Origin of the sequence: Furfurilactobacillus curtus (assembly GCF_045862785.1) — a bacterium.
Classification (GTDB): Bacteria; Bacillota; Bacilli; order Lactobacillales; family Lactobacillaceae; genus Furfurilactobacillus; species Furfurilactobacillus curtus.
Window position 1 is genome coordinate 203,364 of the sequence record NZ_BQXO01000003.1, and the last position, 17,888, is coordinate 221,251.

Genomic DNA, 17,888 nt, shown 5'->3' on the forward strand with positions numbered 1-17,888 from the left:
ATGAAATTTATTTCGTGGAATATAAACGGTCTGCGAGCCATTTTAAAACGTGGCTTAGAACAAACCTTGCTCGATTTTGAGGCGGATGCAATTTGTTTACAAGAGACCAAATTACAAGCAGGCCAAGCAACGGTCTCACTGCCAGGCTATCATCAGTTCTGGAATTATTCTGAACGCCCGGGGTACGCTGGTACCGCCATTTTTACTAAACACGAACCGATACAGGTGACCTATGGCCTAAACGAACCCGAATTCGATCATGAAGGCCGAGTAATTACACTCGAATACCAAAATTACTATTTAATCACTAGCTATACGCCAAACTCTGGGCAAGAGCTAAAACGTTTAGCCTTCCGGAATGATTGGGATCAAGTCTTCCGAGAATATGTAAAACAACTCGCCACTAATAAACCGGTGATCTTCTGTGGTGATTTAAATGTTGCCCATGAAGAAATCGATTTGAAGAATCCGAAGACGAATCATCAGCGCGCCGGCTTCACAGATACGGAACGAGCGAACTTCACAACGTTACTGAAGTCAGGCTTTACTGACAGCTTTCGTCATTTCTACCCAGACGCAACCGGACAATATTCCTGGTGGAGTTATCGTTTCAATGCACGTCAAAATAACGCAGGTTGGCGAATTGATTATTTCGTTGTCTCTAATCCGCTAATGTCACAAATTCAGGGCGCTAAAATTCTAAGTAACGTCATGGGGTCCGATCATTGTCCGGTTGAACTGGATACTGATGAACTTGTCTAAATAAGCTTGCCCCGATTCATTCAAATAATTAGCTGCAACCCGTTTTCACTTTACTTTTTAAACAGCTCGATCTAAACTATTTGCATTCGATTTTTAGAACACTCAGCTATATTATGGAGGTTGCAGCCGTGAACTTTGTCGCAATGGATTTTGAAACAGCTAGCTCTCAGCGACATAGTGCCTGTTCATTGGCGCTAACTGTCGTTCGCCACAACCAAGTGGTGGATGAGTTTTATACCTTAATTAAACCCGACACTGAATTTTCGTGGCGTAATGTCCAGATTCATGGCATTCACGAGCGCGACGTTGCCGACGCACCAACTTTTCCTGAGGTTTGGCCACATATCAACCAATTTTACACGAATAATCAGCTTGTCGTGGCACACAATGCCCCCTTTGATAATGGTGTTTTGAAAAGTACACTGGCTCATTATGAACTCGCGCCGACCCACTATTTAACATTAGATACCGTTAAAACAAGTCGCCGCTTTTTCCCAGATTTTCCCAATCACCGGCTCAACACTGTTAGTGAGCGACTCAACATTGAACTTGACCATCACCATAATGCATTAGATGATAGCTTAGCTTGCGCTAATATCCTCATTTACCAAGATCAACATTTTGGTGCATCGGCCATCAAACCATTTATGAAATTACTTTAAACCACTTAATAAAACCACCCGCAAATGAAAAAATTGTCGGGTGGTTTTATTGGTTTAACAGCTTCATATTCCCTTAAACTGCTGGATGACGCACTGTTAAGACCATTGTCTGTGCCGGAACAGCTTCACCAATCGCATTTTGTACGCTAACTGATTTGCTTACTTGAAAACCCAGATTGCGATAAAGTCGTTTGGCATAAGTATTTTCAAGCTGAACAGTAAGCACAATTTCAGTCAATTGACTAGCTGTTTTTGCCCAATACAGCATTTCCTCCATCAAGGCAGAGCCAAGGCCTTCATTCCAAAAGGCCTTTGATATGGCAACCCCAATTTCTCCCCGTGCATCGTCAATAGCAACGATGCTGCCGATCCCAATCAGTTGACCAGCATAATCAGCAACCATGAGATGGTTTTTGGGCGAGGCCATCATGAGCGAAATTTGTTGTGCTTCTTCCGTTACATTCAAATGGCCTAACTGGGGATCAGCGGTAAACGTCGTTGATTCACGCTGTAACGTGGTCAATAAAGCTAAAAGCGCAGCAGCGTCACTTTCAGTTGCTGGGCGAATATCAACGGTTGCTTCACTCATGATTTAAATCCTCCAACTGTTCGATGATTTTCTGGTAATGTTCACCATGAGCAACGAAACTCAACTGGCGAACATTTTCATTTGTTGCCATCCGACGTAACTGAATCATTAGATAATCAGCTGGGAGTTCATCTTCCACAAATTGAGACCATTCAATGACGCTCACTCCGTCACCGGTGAAATACTCTTCTAGACCTAATTCATCACCACCACCGGCTTCAAGTCGATAAACATCCATATGATAAAGCGGCAATCGTCCCTCCTGATACTCACGAATAATGGTAAATGTTGGACTTTTGATTGGTCGCTTGATCCCTAACCCTAAAGCTAATCCCTTAGTGAAGGTGGTCTTTCCTGCGCCAAGATCACCATCTAGCAAGATTACATCCCCACTAGTCACCAAGGAACCAACTTGGCGACCGAGGCCCTGGGTTTGTTCTGCTGTTGTCGTCGTTAATGAAAACATCCTACTTTCTCCTACCGCTAAATATTAAGCCGTTTAAAAGCAAACAGACAACCCTCCGCCGCTGGGTGGATCAAAGTTGTCTGCCTCCATTTACCTAGATTTATTTAACCGATTGAGCCGCTGTAATAATGGCAACTTTGTAAACATCTTCTTCGTTTGCACCTCGAGATAGGTCAGATACTGGCTTATTCAAACCTTGCAGAATTGGTCCAATTGCCTCAAATCCACCAAAGCGTTGCGCAATCTTGTAGCCGATATTCCCCGATTGCAGCTCAGGGAAGACGAACACCGTTGCATGACCAGCTACCTTGGAACCAGGCGCCTTAGCTGCACCGACGCTTGGGACAAAGGCCGCGTCAAATTGCAACTCGCCATCAAGCGCTAAGTCCGGTTGTTGTTCATTGGCTAACTTCGTGGCTTCTTGGACCTTAGTCACCATCTCCCCTTTCGCTGAACCCTTAGTGGAGAAACTCAACATGGCAACTTTAGGATCAATGTCAAACACTTGTGCTGTTTGAGCAGATTCTAACGCAACTTCGGCCATTCCGGCAGCATCTAATTCAATATTGATGGCACAGTCTGCGAACAAGTAGCGTTCATCGCCCTTTTGCATCACAAAAGCACCGGAAATTCGTTTGACTCCTGGTTTAGTTTTGATGATTTGTAAAGCTGGACGAACCGTATCTCCAGTTGGATGAACTGCACCAGAAACCATCCCGTCGGCCTGATCCATGTAAACGAGCATCGTGCCAAAGTAGTTGACGTCTTTTAACCATTCAGCTAATTGCTCACGGGTATTCTTGCCAGCCCGGCGCTCTTCCAATGCATCCAGCATTAAGCTTAACTTATCACTTGGATACGTCTCTGGATCAATGATTAAAACATCATCCGTGCTTAAGCCTGCCGTTGCGGCTGCTTGTTCAATTGCATCAACGTGCCCCAACAGAATTGGTTTTAAAAGACCCTCTTTAGCTAAACGGACTGCAGCACCTAAGATGCGAGGATCTTCCCCTTCAGGAAAAACAATCGTCTTATCTTGGCCACTAATTTTATTCTTCAAACTATCAAATAAATCCATCGTGCGTTCCTCCAATATAATGAGTATGAATTTTCTCTAGCTTATGCTTCGTTGAGATCCGCCATTGAAACCGAAGTTGGTAATTGCCAATCAATGGGTTGTTCACCCATCGCAATTAAAGCTTCATTGGTTTTCGAAAATGGCTTTGAACCGAAAAAACCGCGGTGCGCTGACAACGGACTGGGATGTGGTGATTGCAAAACAACGTTACGACTTGTATCAATCAACTTAATCTTATCCCGCGCTGCCCGTCCCCAAAGAATGAAGACCACTGGACGCTCACGCTCTGACAATTTTTTGATTGCCGCATCCGTCAATTGCTCCCACCCTTTGCCAGCATGAGAGAAGGCAACGCCGTCACGAACCGTTAAAACAGAGTTCAGTAACAAAACGCCCTGTTGAGCCCAAGCTTTCAGGAACCCGTGATTCACCGGTTTGATGCCCAAATCACTGTCGAGTTCCTTATAAATATTCTGCAGCGATGGTGGTACTTGCACGCCTGGCATCACAGCAAAACTCAAACCAAACGCCTGACTTGGTCCATGATATGGATCCTGCCCTAAAATAACGACTTTAACTTCATTAAAAGGGGTCCACTCAAAAGCAGTAAAGATATGATTCATATCAGGGTAGATCGTTTGCGTCTGATATTCATGTTTCAAAAAACGATGTAGCTCTTGATAGTAGGCTTGCTCAAATTCTGGCTGCAGTACCTGCCACCAATCGTTATGAATAAACGGTTTCATACTTGGCACCTCGAATTTCATTGTAGCAGACTCATTCAACAAAATAAATTGGATCGCGCTCTTTTTGAAAGCGAATTCATTGAATCACGTGGTACAATACAGCTATGCTCACGTGAGTGGCCAAAGGAGGCTATGATGCGCCAATTATTTATTCGTCAAACGCCGGGCTTACTTAACGGCGTAAGACCAGTCTTAGATCATCACCACCAGTCTGTTTACCTCTTGTCAGGTCAATTTGGCTGGTCGCGAGCTCAAATGATCGCCTCGACACCAGCAGGAAAAATCTTGGCCGAAGCAAAGCAGCTTTCATTAGGTATTATGCCCAAATTTGCGTTACTTTATAACAATAAGGAAGTTGGGGCAGTCAGTCGCTCACTTGGTTTTTGGCGAGAAGTCGTCTATATTCGCGGCCTCAACTGGTTGATAATGGGCAATTTGGTGGCAGGTAAGTATAAGATTTATCACGGCACCCATGTCGTCGCGGCCATGAGCACCGTTGCAGGTACTGACGGTGACTATCAACAAGTCAGTGTTACCAATCATTCTGCGGAACCAGTCTGTTTATTGATTGCAGCCATTATGGATCGCTGGGCTAAACAAAAATCACGTCGTCTTAACCATCAACGCGCGAGTCGTTTGGCTAGAGAGCCCAAATTACTAGGACCCGAATACCATAAATTACCGACTTCGTTAAGAAAAAATTAATCATTATAATTCGATCATTCAGCGGTTTAACCTGATCTTCACCCCTGTTTGGTCGTTTTTTTTGTGCTGAAATGCCTTCATGGTAGGCTTTAATCCACTTCGCTCTTTTTTGAAAGCCCCTCCATTGCTGTCAGAATAGAATTAATTGGATGTCAAAACTATTTTCGTCGCTACAATGTTACAGAATGTTGCAAAAACCGAATTTTATGACAAACCAACCTGTTTTTGTAATGCCCACGGTATTGGTATGTTATTTACACCCTGTATAGTAAGCATCGTTGTTTAGAGGAAAACAACAGCTTGACTCATTAACTTGATGTTGAGTTCCCTTAGCCCGTTGTTTAAAACAACGGTGCCACACAGAAAATAGGAGTGAAAATTTCTACATGACATTCAAACAAATCTTAGCTTCAACTTTAAGTGCTGGTGCTTTATTGACTGCCGGTACAATTGCTGCCAACGCCGACACTAATGTAACGGTTCAAACCGGCGATACAGTTTCTGAATTAGCAACAGCCAATGGCTCAACGATCGATGCGATCGTGAATGCTAACCAATTGACTAACGACGGTAATTTAATCTATGTTGGTCAAACATTGGTTATCCCTGATGGCAACACAACGGCTGCGCCAGCAGCAACCAGCGCAACCACTACGGCTGCACCTGTTGCTCAAGTTACAACCCCGGTTGCGCCTGCTACTACCAATCAGGCCCAAACTCAAACAACAACAACTACGGTAACCCCAGCACCAGCGGCTACCACTACCGCTGCGACTACGACTCCTGCTGCTAGTTCTTCTGATGAAGCAGCCAAAGCCTACATTGCAGCCGGTGAATCAGGCGGTTCCTATACAGCAACAAACGGCCAGTACATTGGTAAATACCAATTGACTTCTAGTTACTTGCATGGTGACTACTCTGCTGCCAACCAAGAAGCAGTTGCAACCCAATATGCAGTATCACGTTACGGCTCTTGGACTGCCGCAGCTGCCTACTGGTCAGCTCACCATTCATGGTAAGCTAAACTTTAATCAGTGACGATTATTTTTAAATAAGTAACACAAAAAAAGCTTCAGCCCGACGAACGGGCTGAAGCTTTTTTTGTGTTACTGTCGACGGGCCAACTCACGATCAATTTCTCGTTGCTGATCCCGTTGCTTCAAGGTTTGACGCTTATCATACTCCCGTTTTCCCTGAGCAACACCAATCAGTACCTTAGCATATCCATGTTTAATATACACACGTAAAGGCACAATTGTCCGCCCCTTTTGAGCCACTGCCGCTTGTAACTTTTTAATCTCTTGTTTATGCAACAATAGACGTCGCGTACGCAGCGGATCATGGTTGAACCGATTACCTTGAGTAAACTCGGCAATATTAACATTCATTAAATAGGCTTGTCCGTTTTTGATGGAGATAAAACCATCGCCAATCGTAATCCGCGCTGCACGCACCGATTTAATTTCCGTACCAGTTAGTTCGATTCCCGCCTCGTAGGTTTCCAAAATGGTGTAGTCATGACGGGCTTTTCGATTATTTGCCAGTGCATCATTTCCAGCAGACTTTCTTTTAGCCATTTTTACACCTACCTTTCAGGTTCAAGGGCGTTACTTTTTATGATCACCGTGAAAATTTGTCTTGCCACTGCGACCCGCTCGATTGCGGTTACTTTGATAATGATTCACTTTTTTCACGCCATTTTTTTCGTCCCGTGACGAATTGTTGTGGAAATTACGATTACCACGGTTGTTACCACCATTTCGACGGCCCCCGTTACCTCGATTATCATGAGGAACCCGAATATCCGTGGTCGGCGCTGTTTGTGGCTCGACAATCGTGAAGTCGACGGCCGCCGCATCTTTGTCCACCTTTTCCAAATGAACTTTAATTGGTTGACCAATTTGAAAAATGTGGTGGTGGCGTTCACCAATTAATGCAAGGTGGCTTTCATCAAATCCATAGAAATCATCCTTCATATTGGAAATATGCACAAGTCCCTCAACCGTATTGGGCAATTCCACAAACATCCCAAATTTCAGCACGGAACTAACCACCGCATCGAAATCTTCACCCACATGATCAGCCATATATTCGGCTTTCTTCATATCATCCGTTGCTCGTTCCGTGTCAATAGAGCGACGTTCACGTTCAGAGGTATCTTTGGCGATCTGTGGTAATTCGTCCGCATACCGAGCCTTTGCCTCATCAGTAGTCCCCGAAGCTGCGTACCAGCGAATCATTCGGTGAACCATGTCATCAGGGTACCGACGAATTGGTGACGTGAAGTGAGTGTAGTATTCCGCACCCAAGCCAAAGTGACCCAGCGGTTCATCCGAATACTTGGCCTGCTTCATTGAGCGTAACATCATTGTTTGCACCATCTGCTCTTCAGGTGTCCCAGCAACCTCTTTCAAGACACTTTGAAGCATTTTAGGCTTCAGATTGTTAGGATCCCCTTTGACGTTAATGCCAAAAACATTTAGTAAGTCAAAGAAACTCTTTACTCGATCGCCATCCGGCGTTTCGTGAACACGATACAAAAATGGCACGTGTAATCGATCATAGTGTTCAGCAACCGTCTCATTAGCAGCTAACATAAACGATTCGATCATTCGTTCTGCCAGTCCACGATCACGCAATTCAATGTCCGTTGGATGACCGTTTTCATCAACGATGATTTTTGCTTCCGGTGCATCAAAATCAATGGCTCCCCGTTGATGGCGTTTCTTCACCAAGACCTTGTGCAACTCAGCCATGTCTTCAAACATGCCGACTAACTCGTCATACCGGGCCATCGTTTTTGCATCGTGAGCCTCTAAAATTTTGTTAACCGCTTTATAGGTCATCCGCGCATGACTACGCATCAAACTAGGATAAATTTTATGATTAACGATCTTCCCGGTTGAGTCTATTTCCATATCACAGGTCATTGAAAGTCGTTCAACACCTTCATTTAACGAGCAGATTCCGTTAGATAGGCGTTTCGGCAACATTGGAATTACCCGATCTGTTAGATAGACCGATGTTCCTCGCTTATAAGCCTCTTGATCTAAAACCGAGCCTTCTTTGACATAGTAACTCACATCGGCAATCGATACACCCAGATGATAGTTGCCATTGTCCAGCTTCCAAACAACCACGGCATCATCCAGGTCCTTACTTTCAATACTATCAATTGTCACTAAGGGCTGGTCGGTAATATCTACGCGACCAATCTTGTCTGCCTCTTGAACAGTATCCGGAATTGCATTAGCTTCATCTAGGACTTCTTGGGGAAATTCTGACGGAACATCATGCGCATAAACAATTTGTAAAATATCGATACCAGGCTCATCAGCATTCCCAATGACCTTGGTCGCCACACCAGTGAGTAATTGTGGATTCAGATCGCTCGGATAGGCTGTAACATCAGCCGTCACAACTTCACCGTCGACGGGATGAATCCCACCATCAGTCACATCAAATGAAAACGACCCCAGTTTTTTATCTTTTAAAAGCACTTCACCAATGACACTTGGTAGTTTAGGATCTCGTTTTGATCGAAATTCCCCCACAATTTGTGTGTAGTGATGCTCCGTAATCTTTGTGACTTCCCCTTCTGGGCCGCGGTCAGAACCCTTGTCAGCCGGACGCAAAATTTTAATTTCAACCGTATCACCAGTCATCGCGTGCTTGGTATGGTCTGGATTAATGTAGGCATCAGGTAATTCTTCGCCATAACTGACAAAGCCAAAGCCCTTATCGTTGCCATGAAAGGTACCAACTAATTGAGCTTCTGGTTTCACCAAGGCCCATTTGCCATCGTCGGTCACCCGTACTCGACCCGCTCGTTCAAGACTTGCGAGAGCCTGCACAGAGAGTGTGAATTCTTTTTCTGGCTGTTTTAAAGCGGTGCCAATTTCCGCCGCAGTAAACGTCCGGTCCTGATGTCGGTCCAAAAACGTTAAAATCTGCTCCTGTAAATTATGATCTGCCATAGTTACCTCATTTTTCTTATGCATCAAGCATGTAATTTGTTCTAATTAAATAAATTTGCTAAAAATGTTTCAACATCGTCTTGTAATTGGTGATGCGCTTGATTAACCGTTAAGACGTGACCAGCCCCTGGATAAACATGAAAGGATACTTGTTTACCCAGTTTAATCATGATGTCGTAAAAGGCCGCTCCACTGCGCGCATCAATCATCTCATCAGCATCCCCTTGTCCAATAAAAAATGGTTGCTTGATTTGATCAAGACGCGGATCTATTTCATCTCGAACGAAAGCTTCGATCTCAGCCAGCTGTTGCGGATTATGTTGGGCTAACCAATCTAAATTCGCTTGTTTTTTTGCCTCGTCTAACGGTTCACGATCATAAATTTTCCGGCTCAATTGAATAAAACTCTGAGGCACATTCGTTTCACCAACACGAATCACTGGCGAGGCAAACGTGCCACCACCGACTAATTGATCATCCATTTCCAACAGTCGCGTAGCAAACAAACCACCCATAGATAAGCCAAATACCGCAATCTGTTGGTATCCCATTGTCTGCAATCGCTGTACTGCTGCTTTAGCATCAGCCAACCATTGCGACACACCGCCTTGCGTTAAAATATCTTTCGGCTCTAATGTACCATGTCCAGAGAAGATCGGCGCGTAAACTGTATAACCAGCTCGTGCTAGGCCACGTCCCAGTAACCCCATGTCATTGCTGCTTCCCGAATAAGCATGCAGCAATAATACTGCATGAGGTCCTGCTTCAATCAAAAGCGGCTCTGGCCGCCGAAAACGAACTGTCATGGTGAACACTCCTTATCCATTTACAAACTGCGAAAAGGCATCAAAAAAGGCTGGGGCGCGCCCAGCCTGGAGTCACATTCATTACCGTGACGAAACGTCACCCTGAATTGCGAGATTTTCCTTGTGGTCGCTAGCTAGATTAAGCTAGTGCGAAGACAAATACACTAACGCCAGTGCGATCCCAAAGAAAAGAATCCCAAGAACAACAGTAACGCGTTGCATAAATCCTTCAAAGCCACGTGACTTTTGTTGAGCAAAAAGATCATTGGCTCCGCCACCACCAGATAGGGCGCCCAACGCATCGTCCGTTTTCGTCGGCTGCAACATGACTGCAATAACGATAACGATGGCGATAACAATCAGTGCAGTTAATAAGAAATTATACAAAGCGATTTCCTCCCGTGTGGCTCATGCCAGATGTCCCAACTAATTTACCATAATTTAACTATAATTGCTAGTACTCAGAGCGCAACAAGCTGGGCGATCCTGAGCACTAGCAAGGCGGCAGCGATTAGCGTTCTTGGCCAATTGATGACGACAGGCTAGGCACAAGGATTAGGCTTGCGCAGCTCGACAATGACTCAGAGCGCAACAAGCTGGGTGATCCTGAGCACTAGCAAGGCGGCAGCAATCGTCTTTGATTAAGCAGCCTTAGTCCTCAGTTCGAGCACTGGTAGTCTCAGCCATCTCGGCAATTTTGCGACGAATGTAAGCTCGATTATTATGTTGCGTTTCGATAAGCAGGGTATCCCCTGCGCGAAGGATCGTATCACCGTGTGGAATAATCGCTCGTTCGCCACGTGTAACCCCAATCAGAAGTGCATTAGTCGGCCAACGGAATTCCCGGACTTGATGCCCGGAAAGTGCTGACCCAGCAAAAATGGGGACTTCAATCCGATCAGGATATCCGGCAGCCTGTTCCATACGCCATGTTTGTAATGGTAAAACCATTCGATTCAATAACGACTCATAAATAGGTGCACCGCCTAAGACATCCACGGTCAAGTACGCGACTAAACAGACGACTGCCAATGGCATTAAGTGTTTCAGCGAACCGACCATTTCAGTGATTAATAAAATTGCGGTAAAAGGGGCTTTCCCAATGCCGGCAAAATAACCGGCCATTGCAAAAATAACCAAGTTAACGACATAGACGCTTGGTAACCAACCAATCATCACCATAAAACGCCCATAAACACCACCAATTACTGCGCCAATCGTTAAAATTGGTAAAAAGATCCCACCGGGTAAACCTGAACCATATGCAATCATTGACCAGACAAAGCGGACAACCAGTAAAAGTAATAATCCTGTTAATCCTGGCTGACCACTCGCTAGTTTTAAAATAACACTATTGCCACCGCCTAAAGCATCTAGCCACCACCAACCAATTGGGATCGTCGCGATCAGGGCCACAATGCCATCCAGATGACGTGGCATTTTAAGCTTTGCATACCACTGTGGCAATCTAAGCAATACGGCTTGATAAAATCGGCCTAACAGTCCCAATACCAACCCTAAACCGAGCAATTGACCATAGTAGCTCAATGGCAATGACGTCGAATAAGGAATATGTAACACCGGTGTCTGACCAAAAAAAGCCATCGAAACAAAATTGGCTACGACGGCGCTTGTCAGCGATGTCAGCCAAACTAATGGTGAAAAGTTATGATAGACCTCTTCCAAAACAAATAACGTACTGGCAATCGGCGCATTAAATGCTGCTGACAGGCCCGCAGCTGCACCACTCGCAATTGCGACTCGCCGTTTGGTCCCCTGCTGATGGTTTAACTGTGCATATCCTTGCCCAACTGCAGCTCCTAATTGAATCGAAGGCCCCTCACGGCCGAGCATTAATCCAGAACCAATTGCGATGACTCCACCGAGCCATTTTTTCCACAGGGTTGGCCACCAGGGTTCGTCAAACTCTCCAGCCAGCTGTCCTTCAACCTGAGGAATCCCAGAACCACTAATTTGCGGGCTTGTTTTGACCAATTGGCCGACCAACCAGCCAATTGCGCCCATGACAGGAATCCATATGAATAGCCACCAAGGATTAGTATGTAGGGATCCATAAACGACCTTAACAATGTTCAATAATTGTTCAATCGTTAGCCTAAATAAGCTAACGATTAGTCCAGCGAGTATGCCGACCCCAATGCCAGTAATAACTGTACCGACGCGGGTGAAGTCTACATTAAGCCACTGCTGATCCTTTTTAATCAAACTCATCACCCCTGTTTTATGTTATAAGAAGGTTCGCTGATATTCATTGACAAAATATTCGATAATAAGCCGAACCGGTTGATCATTCAGCAAGGTTACCTTGTCTGGCAATAACAGCTGTTGCTTTTTAAGACGATAATAATCCGTTAACACTACGGTTAAATCGACGCTGTGGCGCACTAAGAAATCGTGATTAATCAAGCCACGAATCATCAACTGATCTTGTAATAATAAAATTTGCCAATCATAGCGTTGAAACAATCCGCGATTAACCCCCGCTTCAAAGTAATCAATCGCTTGTCGCTGTTGTTGGTTTAATGCATCTTGCAAATTGCGATAATCTGCATCATCGCTAATCCGCAAATCTTCTAGAAAAACATCTGAAATCGTTCGCGCCAGTGTTAACGATTGGTCAAAAAGCCTTTGCCATTCTTTGAGAAAACTGCGATCGTCACCGCTTAATTGTGGCCGTGGCAACGACTCGACGTAATCCAAATAATCGCGCACAATCGCATGAAAGACTGCCCCTTTAGAATCAAAATACTTATACGCAGTCCGTCGAGAAACACCCATAATCTTAATCAAATCATTCATCGTCAATCGTTGAAACCCATTTCGAGTCACAACCGCCATGATACGATTCAATAATTCTTGCCGTTTGGCGGCCTCATGTTCGCCAGTCATTTTTGCCCTCCCCCCAAGATACAACAACGCTTAAGTATACGATACCAAAGTAAACGATTTTACGTGCTAATGTTTAACTTTACTTTTTCTTTGATAGCTTTATCATTTCGTAAACCTAGCACGAAGCCCATGTTGGCCTATCTACTAACCTAAAATAATGACATGACACAAAAAACGTGACCTCCAATTGGAAGTCACGCCCAATCCCGAATATAAATTACTTGTTTAAAATCGTGTTACGGGCTTGTTCACTTAAGTTGTAGAAAGAGTGAACACCCTTGTATTCTGCGGTCGTACCTAATTGATCTTCAATTCGCATCAATTGGTTGTACTTAGCGATCCGTTCAGTCCGGCTCATTGAACCTGTCTTAATTTGACCAGCGTTGGTAGCCACAACCAAGTCAGCAATCGTTGTGTCTTCAGTTTCACCAGAACGGTGAGACACAATTGCTGTATAGCCAGCTTCCTTAGCCATTTCGATCGCTGCAACTGTTTCAGTCAAAGTCCCAATTTGGTTAAGTTTGATCAAAATGGAGTTAGCAACGCCCATCTTAATCCCCTTAGCTAAGTAGTCAGTATTCGTCACGAATAAGTCGTCACCAACGAGTTGAACTTTTTTACCTAGCTTAGCCGTTAAAGTTGCCCAGTCGTCCCATTCATTTTCATCTAACGGATCTTCGATGGAAACGATTGGATACTTGTCAACAATGCCTTCTAGTAAATCAGTAAATTCATCAGCTGTGTAGCTCTTACCGTCACCGACTAAGTCATACTTCTTCGTATCTGTATTGTAGAATTCAGAAGCTGCACAGTCAAAAGCAATCGCAATATCCTTACCAGGAACATAGCCGGCTTTGGTGATCGCTTCCACCAGAATTTCGAATGGTTCTTCGTTATTTTTCAAATCCGGAGCAAAGCCACCTTCGTCACCAACCGCAGTCGAGTAACCACGATCGTTTAAGATGCCCTTTAAAGTGTGGAACGTCTCTGAACCATAACGAATGGCTTCCTTAACCGTTGGGGCACCAACAGGCATAATCATAAATTCTTGGAAGTCAACTTTGTTGTTGGCGTGCTTCCCACCGTTGATGACATTCATCATTGGTGTTGGCAATAAGTGGGCATTGAAACCACCGAGGTAGTTGTAAAGCGGTACTTCTAACTCATCAGCAGCAGCTCGAGCAGCAGCCAAGGAAACACCTAAAATTGCATTTGCGCCTAATTTACCTTTGTTTGGGGTACCGTCTAACTTGATCATTGCTTGGTCAATCGCGATTTGGTCTGTGACATCATAACCAACGATTTCCTTTGCAATAATGTTGTTAACATTGTCAACAGCCTTCGTTACGCCCTTACCTTGGAACCGGCTCTTGTCACCGTCACGCAACTCAACGGCTTCATGTTCACCGGTTGAGGCACCTGAAGGAACAATTCCACGGCCCATTGCGCCACTTTCCGTGTACAATTCAACTTCAACAGTTGGGTTACCGCGTGAATCTAAAACTTCACGTGCATAAATATCTGTAATAATAGACATCTTATTCTCTCCTTATATAGGCAAATGTAGTCGTAACGACTCCAACACCATTATATGTGTTGGTCGCTTCACTATCAAGAAACAACGGCATTATTTTCCTGGATCGTTGCTGATTAATTCAAGAAATGATTGCGCCTCTAAACTTGCATTACCGACTAAGACTCCATCTACATCAACTTTTTGCATAATTTCGTTAATGTTAGCCGGTTTGACGGAACCACCATATAGCACTCGGACTTCATCAGCAATCGTATCGTCGTACACGTCAGCAACTGTTTGTCGAATTAAATAACAGCCTTCTTCAATCTGATCAGGTGTTGCCGGGGTTCCTACACCAATCGCCCAACTTGGCTCATAGGCGATAATCGCTGTTCTGGCATCTTCTTCACTAACCCCTTTTAACGCCTCGATGACTTGTGCTACCACCCAGTGCACCGTATCATTATTCTCACGTTGTCCCATCGTCTCATCGCAACAGATAATTGGGCGCATGTGATTACGAAACACCGCCTGAACTTTTAAATTCACCATTTCATCTGTTTCTCTAAAAATTTTACGCCGTTCTGAATGACCTAAAATAACAAAATCAACGCCTGCCTGACTCAATGCCATAGGACTTGTTTCACCAGTAAACGCACCACTATCCTCGAAGTAACAATTTTCAGCACCAATCTCCAACGGCATATCAGCAGTGTGTGCCACCATGCGTTCTAAAAACAACGCAGGTGCACAGATTGCAGTTTCAATCATACGACTATCGGGTAGGTTGTCCCGTATACCATCCATAAATTTGGCGACTGTCGCTGCCGTTTTATTCATTTTCCAATTCCCAACGATCATTGGAATTCGCATGAGCATCCTCCTATAAAATCATGGTCATCTAGCAAATAAACAATTAACCAGCCTAACTGACAGTGTTCTATATGTCCTTCATTGATTTACAGCTTCCGCGAGATTACGGGCGGCTAGTTTCCGCGCGCCACCTTGCTTGGCACGCGCCGTACTCACTGTCAAAAACATTGTAGTGAACTTACTGATTCGACGCAACTACCAACGAGCCCATAAAAAAAGCTCGCTAGTCATTAGACCAACGAGCTTCACTGAAACTATTTATCACTAATTGCCGCAATTCCAGGTAATGTCTTACCTTCAAGGTATTCCAAGGAAGCACCACCACCAGTGGAAATGTGGGTAAGCTTGTCAGCAACGCCGAGTTGTTGAACGGCAGCAGTTGAATCCCCGCCGCCAACAATTGTTGTGGCATCTAAATCACCAAGGAATTTACCAATCGCCAATGTACCCTTAGCAAAGTTAGGCATTTCAAACACGCCCATTGGTCCGTTCCAAACCACCGTCTTAGCATCGCGCAATGTGTTTTCAAACAATTCAATTGATTTTGGACCGATATCTAGGCCCATGTAACCATCGGGGATGGCTCCATCAACAATTTCAGATGGTGAATCATTCTTGAACTCTTTGGCAATCACGGTGTCAATCGGCAAGACTAGCTTATCGCCAGCCTTTTCAATAATTGCCTTAGCAGTGTCAATCTTGTCAGCTTCTAATAATGAATTACCGACCGTTAAACCTTGTGCAGCAAAGAAGGTGTAAGCCATTCCACCACCGACAATCACTTTATCGGCCTTACTTAGCAAGTTATCGATAACCCCAATCTTGTCAGAAACTTTCGCGCCACCAAGAATCGCAACAAATGGGTGAACTGGGTTGTCCACGGCCTCGCCTAAGAACTTGATTTCTTTTTCCATCAAGAAACCTGCAGCCACTGGTTTACCAGCGGCCTTCATTGCCGTTGCGATACCCACATTAGACGCATGAGACCGATGTGCCGTCCCAAAAGCGTCATTGATGAATACATCACCCAATGAAGCCCAGTATTGGCCTAATTCAGGGTCATTACCAGATTCTTTTTTGCCATCTAAATCTTCAAAACGAGTGTTTTCAAATAACAAAACTTCGCCGTCTTTTAAGTTATTCACAGCCGTTTCCAGTTGTGGGCCACGGGTTGCTGGCACAAAAGTAACCGGTTTGCCCAATAAGTTACTCAATCGTTCTGCCACAGGACGCATGGATAGTTCCTGCTTGTCCGCTTCTGTTTTAATCCGGCCCAAATGGCTGAATAAAATCGCTCGACCGCCATGATCAATCACATAGTTAATCGTTGGTAATGCGGCGACAATCCGATTGTCATTGCCAATCACGCCATCTTTAATGGGTACATTAAAGTCGACCCGCATCAGTACTTTTTTACCACTCAGTTCTACATCTGATACTGTTAATTTTGCCAAAGTTTCTTCCTCCCAACGAGTTAGGTGTACATCAGTAGTTTACCGATTTTACATCGCAAAAACCACCTGTAAGTCCATTTTCAGAAAATTCATTAACTCATTTGTGAATAAAATTACTATTCGATTAAAAAAAGGCGCGCGGGAAAATTCCCGCCCGCCTTTTTTGAGTTTATCCAAACTCATCACACTTAAATTAAGCTTCCAATGTCGCGAACTTTAATAATGTCCGGATCATGTTGCAAGTGAAGCCCCATTCGTTATCGTACCAAGCAACCGTCTTAACCAATTGCGTGTCGCCAGCAGTGGTTACTTCCGTTTGGGTTGGATCGAAAACAGAACCATGTGAATCGTCAATAATGTCACTTGAAACGATTTCATCGTCATTGTAACCAAAGGCTTCGTTACCTTCAGTGTGCTTCTTGATGGCTGCATTAACTTCATCAGCCGTTACCTTCTTGTCCAGAACAGTAACTAATTCCGTCAAAGAACCATCAACAACGGCAACCCGTTGTGCATGACCTTGTAACTTACCATTCAATTCGGGGATAACCAAGCCAATCGCCTTGGCAGCACCAGTTGAATGTGGAATCGTGTTAACAGAAGCTGTCCGGTTACTACGTGGCTTTGAACCACGAGGGCCATCAAGGATAGATTGTGTTGAAGTGAAGGCATGAACCGTCGTCATTGTCCCAACTTTAACGCCAAATTCTTGGTTCATGAAGTAAGCCAATGGTGCAAGACAGTTGGTCGTGCATGAACCTGCAGAAACGATCTTGTCATCATTGCTCAAAACATCCAAGTTAACACCAGGCACAACCGTGGTGATGCTACCAGCAGGTGCGGAGATCAAGACACGCTTTGCACCGGCATCCAAGTGCGCTTGTGATTTGTCAGCTGACGTATAAAAACCAGTACATTCAAGTACGTAGTCAACGCCGTCGTTAGCAACCCAAGGAATGTTCTTTGCATCGCGTTCTGCGTATACAGGAATTTCCTTACCATCAACGACAATGCCCTTGTCCGTTGAGCTAACTTCACCATTGAACTTGCCATGTGTGGAGTCGTACTTAAGTAAGTAAGCCAACATTGATGGTGTAGTCAAATCATTGATCGCAACCACTTCAATGTCACTAGTGTTCAATTCATGGATCCGCTTCAAAGCCAAACGGCCAATTCGGCCAAATCCGTTGATACCAATTTTAACAGTCATTGGTGAACTTCCTCCCTTAAGGAAAATATATAATTAACAACAGGAAGAATTATATGCCAATCAACTAAATCCTGCAAATCATTAAACTGAACTTCACAAACTCAAAAGTTAGCTTTCAAGCAATTTTCATAACC

The 17,888-nt window shown here is 44.4% G+C and carries 18 protein-coding genes; 4 read left to right on the forward strand and 14 right to left on the reverse strand.

The annotated features are described in order from the left end of the window. Together ACKTR2_RS06790 and ACKTR2_RS06795 are read left to right on the forward strand one after the other, a co-directional pair. Nucleotides 1–762: an exodeoxyribonuclease III gene (locus ACKTR2_RS06790; RefSeq protein ID WP_407883836.1), complete on the forward strand. Its 762-nt coding sequence runs from the start codon at nt 1–3 to the stop codon at nt 760–762. Nucleotides 763–890: 128 nt separating this feature from the next. Next, entirely contained in the window at nt 891–1,424 is a 534-nt protein-coding gene (locus tag ACKTR2_RS06795) for a 3'-5' exonuclease (protein ID WP_407883838.1), read from the forward strand. Nucleotides 1,425–1,497: 73 nt separating this feature from the next. Here the strand turns inward: ACKTR2_RS06795 and ACKTR2_RS06800 are convergent, their stop codons facing one another. The 4 genes from ACKTR2_RS06800 to ACKTR2_RS06815 all read right to left on the reverse strand — a co-directional run bounded on the left by ACKTR2_RS06800 (nt 1,498) and on the right by ACKTR2_RS06815 (nt 4,303). Then, nucleotides 1,498–2,013, reverse strand: a complete 516-nt coding sequence (locus ACKTR2_RS06800) for a GNAT family N-acetyltransferase (RefSeq protein ID WP_407883840.1) — start codon at nt 2,011–2,013, stop codon at nt 1,498–1,500. Beyond that, the gene (gene tsaE, locus ACKTR2_RS06805; RefSeq protein ID WP_407883842.1) at nt 2,006–2,479 is read right to left on the reverse strand and encodes a tRNA (adenosine(37)-N6)-threonylcarbamoyltransferase complex ATPase subunit type 1 TsaE; all 474 of its coding nucleotides are present in this window, start codon (nt 2,477–2,479) and stop codon (nt 2,006–2,008) included. The genes ACKTR2_RS06800 and tsaE overlap by 8 nt, the downstream gene beginning before the upstream one ends. Before the next feature lie 100 nt (nt 2,480–2,579). After that, complete coding sequence (gene pta, locus ACKTR2_RS06810; protein ID WP_407883844.1) at nt 2,580–3,557, reverse strand: phosphate acetyltransferase; 978 nt, start codon at nt 3,555–3,557, stop codon at nt 2,580–2,582. A 41-nt stretch (nt 3,558–3,598) separates the two neighbouring features. After that, a complete protein-coding gene (locus tag ACKTR2_RS06815; protein WP_407884023.1) occupies nt 3,599–4,303 on the reverse strand; it encodes a uracil-DNA glycosylase in 705 nt (234 codons plus the stop codon). A 132-nt stretch (nt 4,304–4,435) separates the two neighbouring features. Here ACKTR2_RS06815 and ACKTR2_RS06820 point away from each other — a divergent pair, with 132 nt between their 5' ends. Together ACKTR2_RS06820 and apf are read left to right on the forward strand one after the other, a co-directional pair. Continuing rightward, a complete protein-coding gene (locus ACKTR2_RS06820; RefSeq protein ID WP_407883846.1) occupies nt 4,436–5,008 on the forward strand; it encodes an LURP-one-related/scramblase family protein in 573 nt (190 codons plus the stop codon). Nucleotides 5,009–5,394: 386 nt separating this feature from the next. Further along, the gene (gene apf, locus ACKTR2_RS06825; RefSeq protein WP_407883848.1) at nt 5,395–6,027 is read left to right on the forward strand and encodes an aggregation-promoting factor; all 633 of its coding nucleotides are present in this window, start codon (nt 5,395–5,397) and stop codon (nt 6,025–6,027) included. 87 nt (nt 6,028–6,114) lie between these two features. Here the strand turns inward: apf and smpB are convergent, their stop codons facing one another. The 10 genes from smpB to gap form a co-directional block, all read right to left on the reverse strand. Then, nucleotides 6,115–6,585, reverse strand: a complete 471-nt coding sequence (gene smpB / locus ACKTR2_RS06830; RefSeq protein WP_407883850.1) for an SsrA-binding protein SmpB — start codon at nt 6,583–6,585, stop codon at nt 6,115–6,117. A gap of 30 nt (nt 6,586–6,615) precedes the next feature. Further along, nucleotides 6,616–8,985 carry a ribonuclease R gene (gene rnr / locus ACKTR2_RS06835; RefSeq protein ID WP_407883852.1) on the reverse strand — a complete coding sequence of 790 codons (2,370 nt, stop codon included), beginning with the start codon at nt 8,983–8,985 and terminating at the stop codon, nt 6,616–6,618. A gap of 41 nt (nt 8,986–9,026) precedes the next feature. Then, the gene (locus tag ACKTR2_RS06840) at nt 9,027–9,791 is read right to left on the reverse strand and encodes an alpha/beta hydrolase (RefSeq protein ID WP_407883854.1); all 765 of its coding nucleotides are present in this window, start codon (nt 9,789–9,791) and stop codon (nt 9,027–9,029) included. A 144-nt stretch (nt 9,792–9,935) separates the two neighbouring features. Then, nucleotides 9,936–10,178, reverse strand: coding sequence for a preprotein translocase subunit SecG (gene secG, locus ACKTR2_RS06845; protein WP_407883856.1), 243 nt, complete (start codon nt 10,176–10,178; stop codon nt 9,936–9,938). A gap of 264 nt (nt 10,179–10,442) precedes the next feature. Beyond that, on the reverse strand, nt 10,443–12,017 hold the full coding sequence (locus ACKTR2_RS06850) for a ClC family H(+)/Cl(-) exchange transporter (RefSeq protein ID WP_407883858.1): 1,575 nt from the start codon (nt 12,015–12,017) through the stop codon (nt 10,443–10,445). Nucleotides 12,018–12,038: 21 nt separating this feature from the next. After that, nucleotides 12,039–12,701, reverse strand: a complete 663-nt coding sequence (locus ACKTR2_RS06855) for a TetR/AcrR family transcriptional regulator (RefSeq protein ID WP_407883860.1) — start codon at nt 12,699–12,701, stop codon at nt 12,039–12,041. A 217-nt stretch (nt 12,702–12,918) separates the two neighbouring features. Continuing rightward, nucleotides 12,919–14,238: a phosphopyruvate hydratase gene (gene eno, locus ACKTR2_RS06860; RefSeq protein ID WP_407883862.1), complete on the reverse strand. Its 1,320-nt coding sequence runs from the start codon at nt 14,236–14,238 to the stop codon at nt 12,919–12,921. 90 nt (nt 14,239–14,328) lie between these two features. Continuing rightward, entirely contained in the window at nt 14,329–15,090 is a 762-nt protein-coding gene (gene tpiA, locus ACKTR2_RS06865; protein ID WP_407883864.1) for a triose-phosphate isomerase, read from the reverse strand. Between the two features lie 254 nt (nt 15,091–15,344). Further along, nucleotides 15,345–16,544, reverse strand: a complete 1,200-nt coding sequence (locus ACKTR2_RS06870; RefSeq protein ID WP_407883866.1) for a phosphoglycerate kinase — start codon at nt 16,542–16,544, stop codon at nt 15,345–15,347. A 193-nt stretch (nt 16,545–16,737) separates the two neighbouring features. Continuing rightward, a complete protein-coding gene (gene gap, locus ACKTR2_RS06875; protein WP_407883868.1) occupies nt 16,738–17,754 on the reverse strand; it encodes a type I glyceraldehyde-3-phosphate dehydrogenase in 1,017 nt (338 codons plus the stop codon). Between the last annotated feature and the right edge of the window lie 134 nt (nt 17,755–17,888).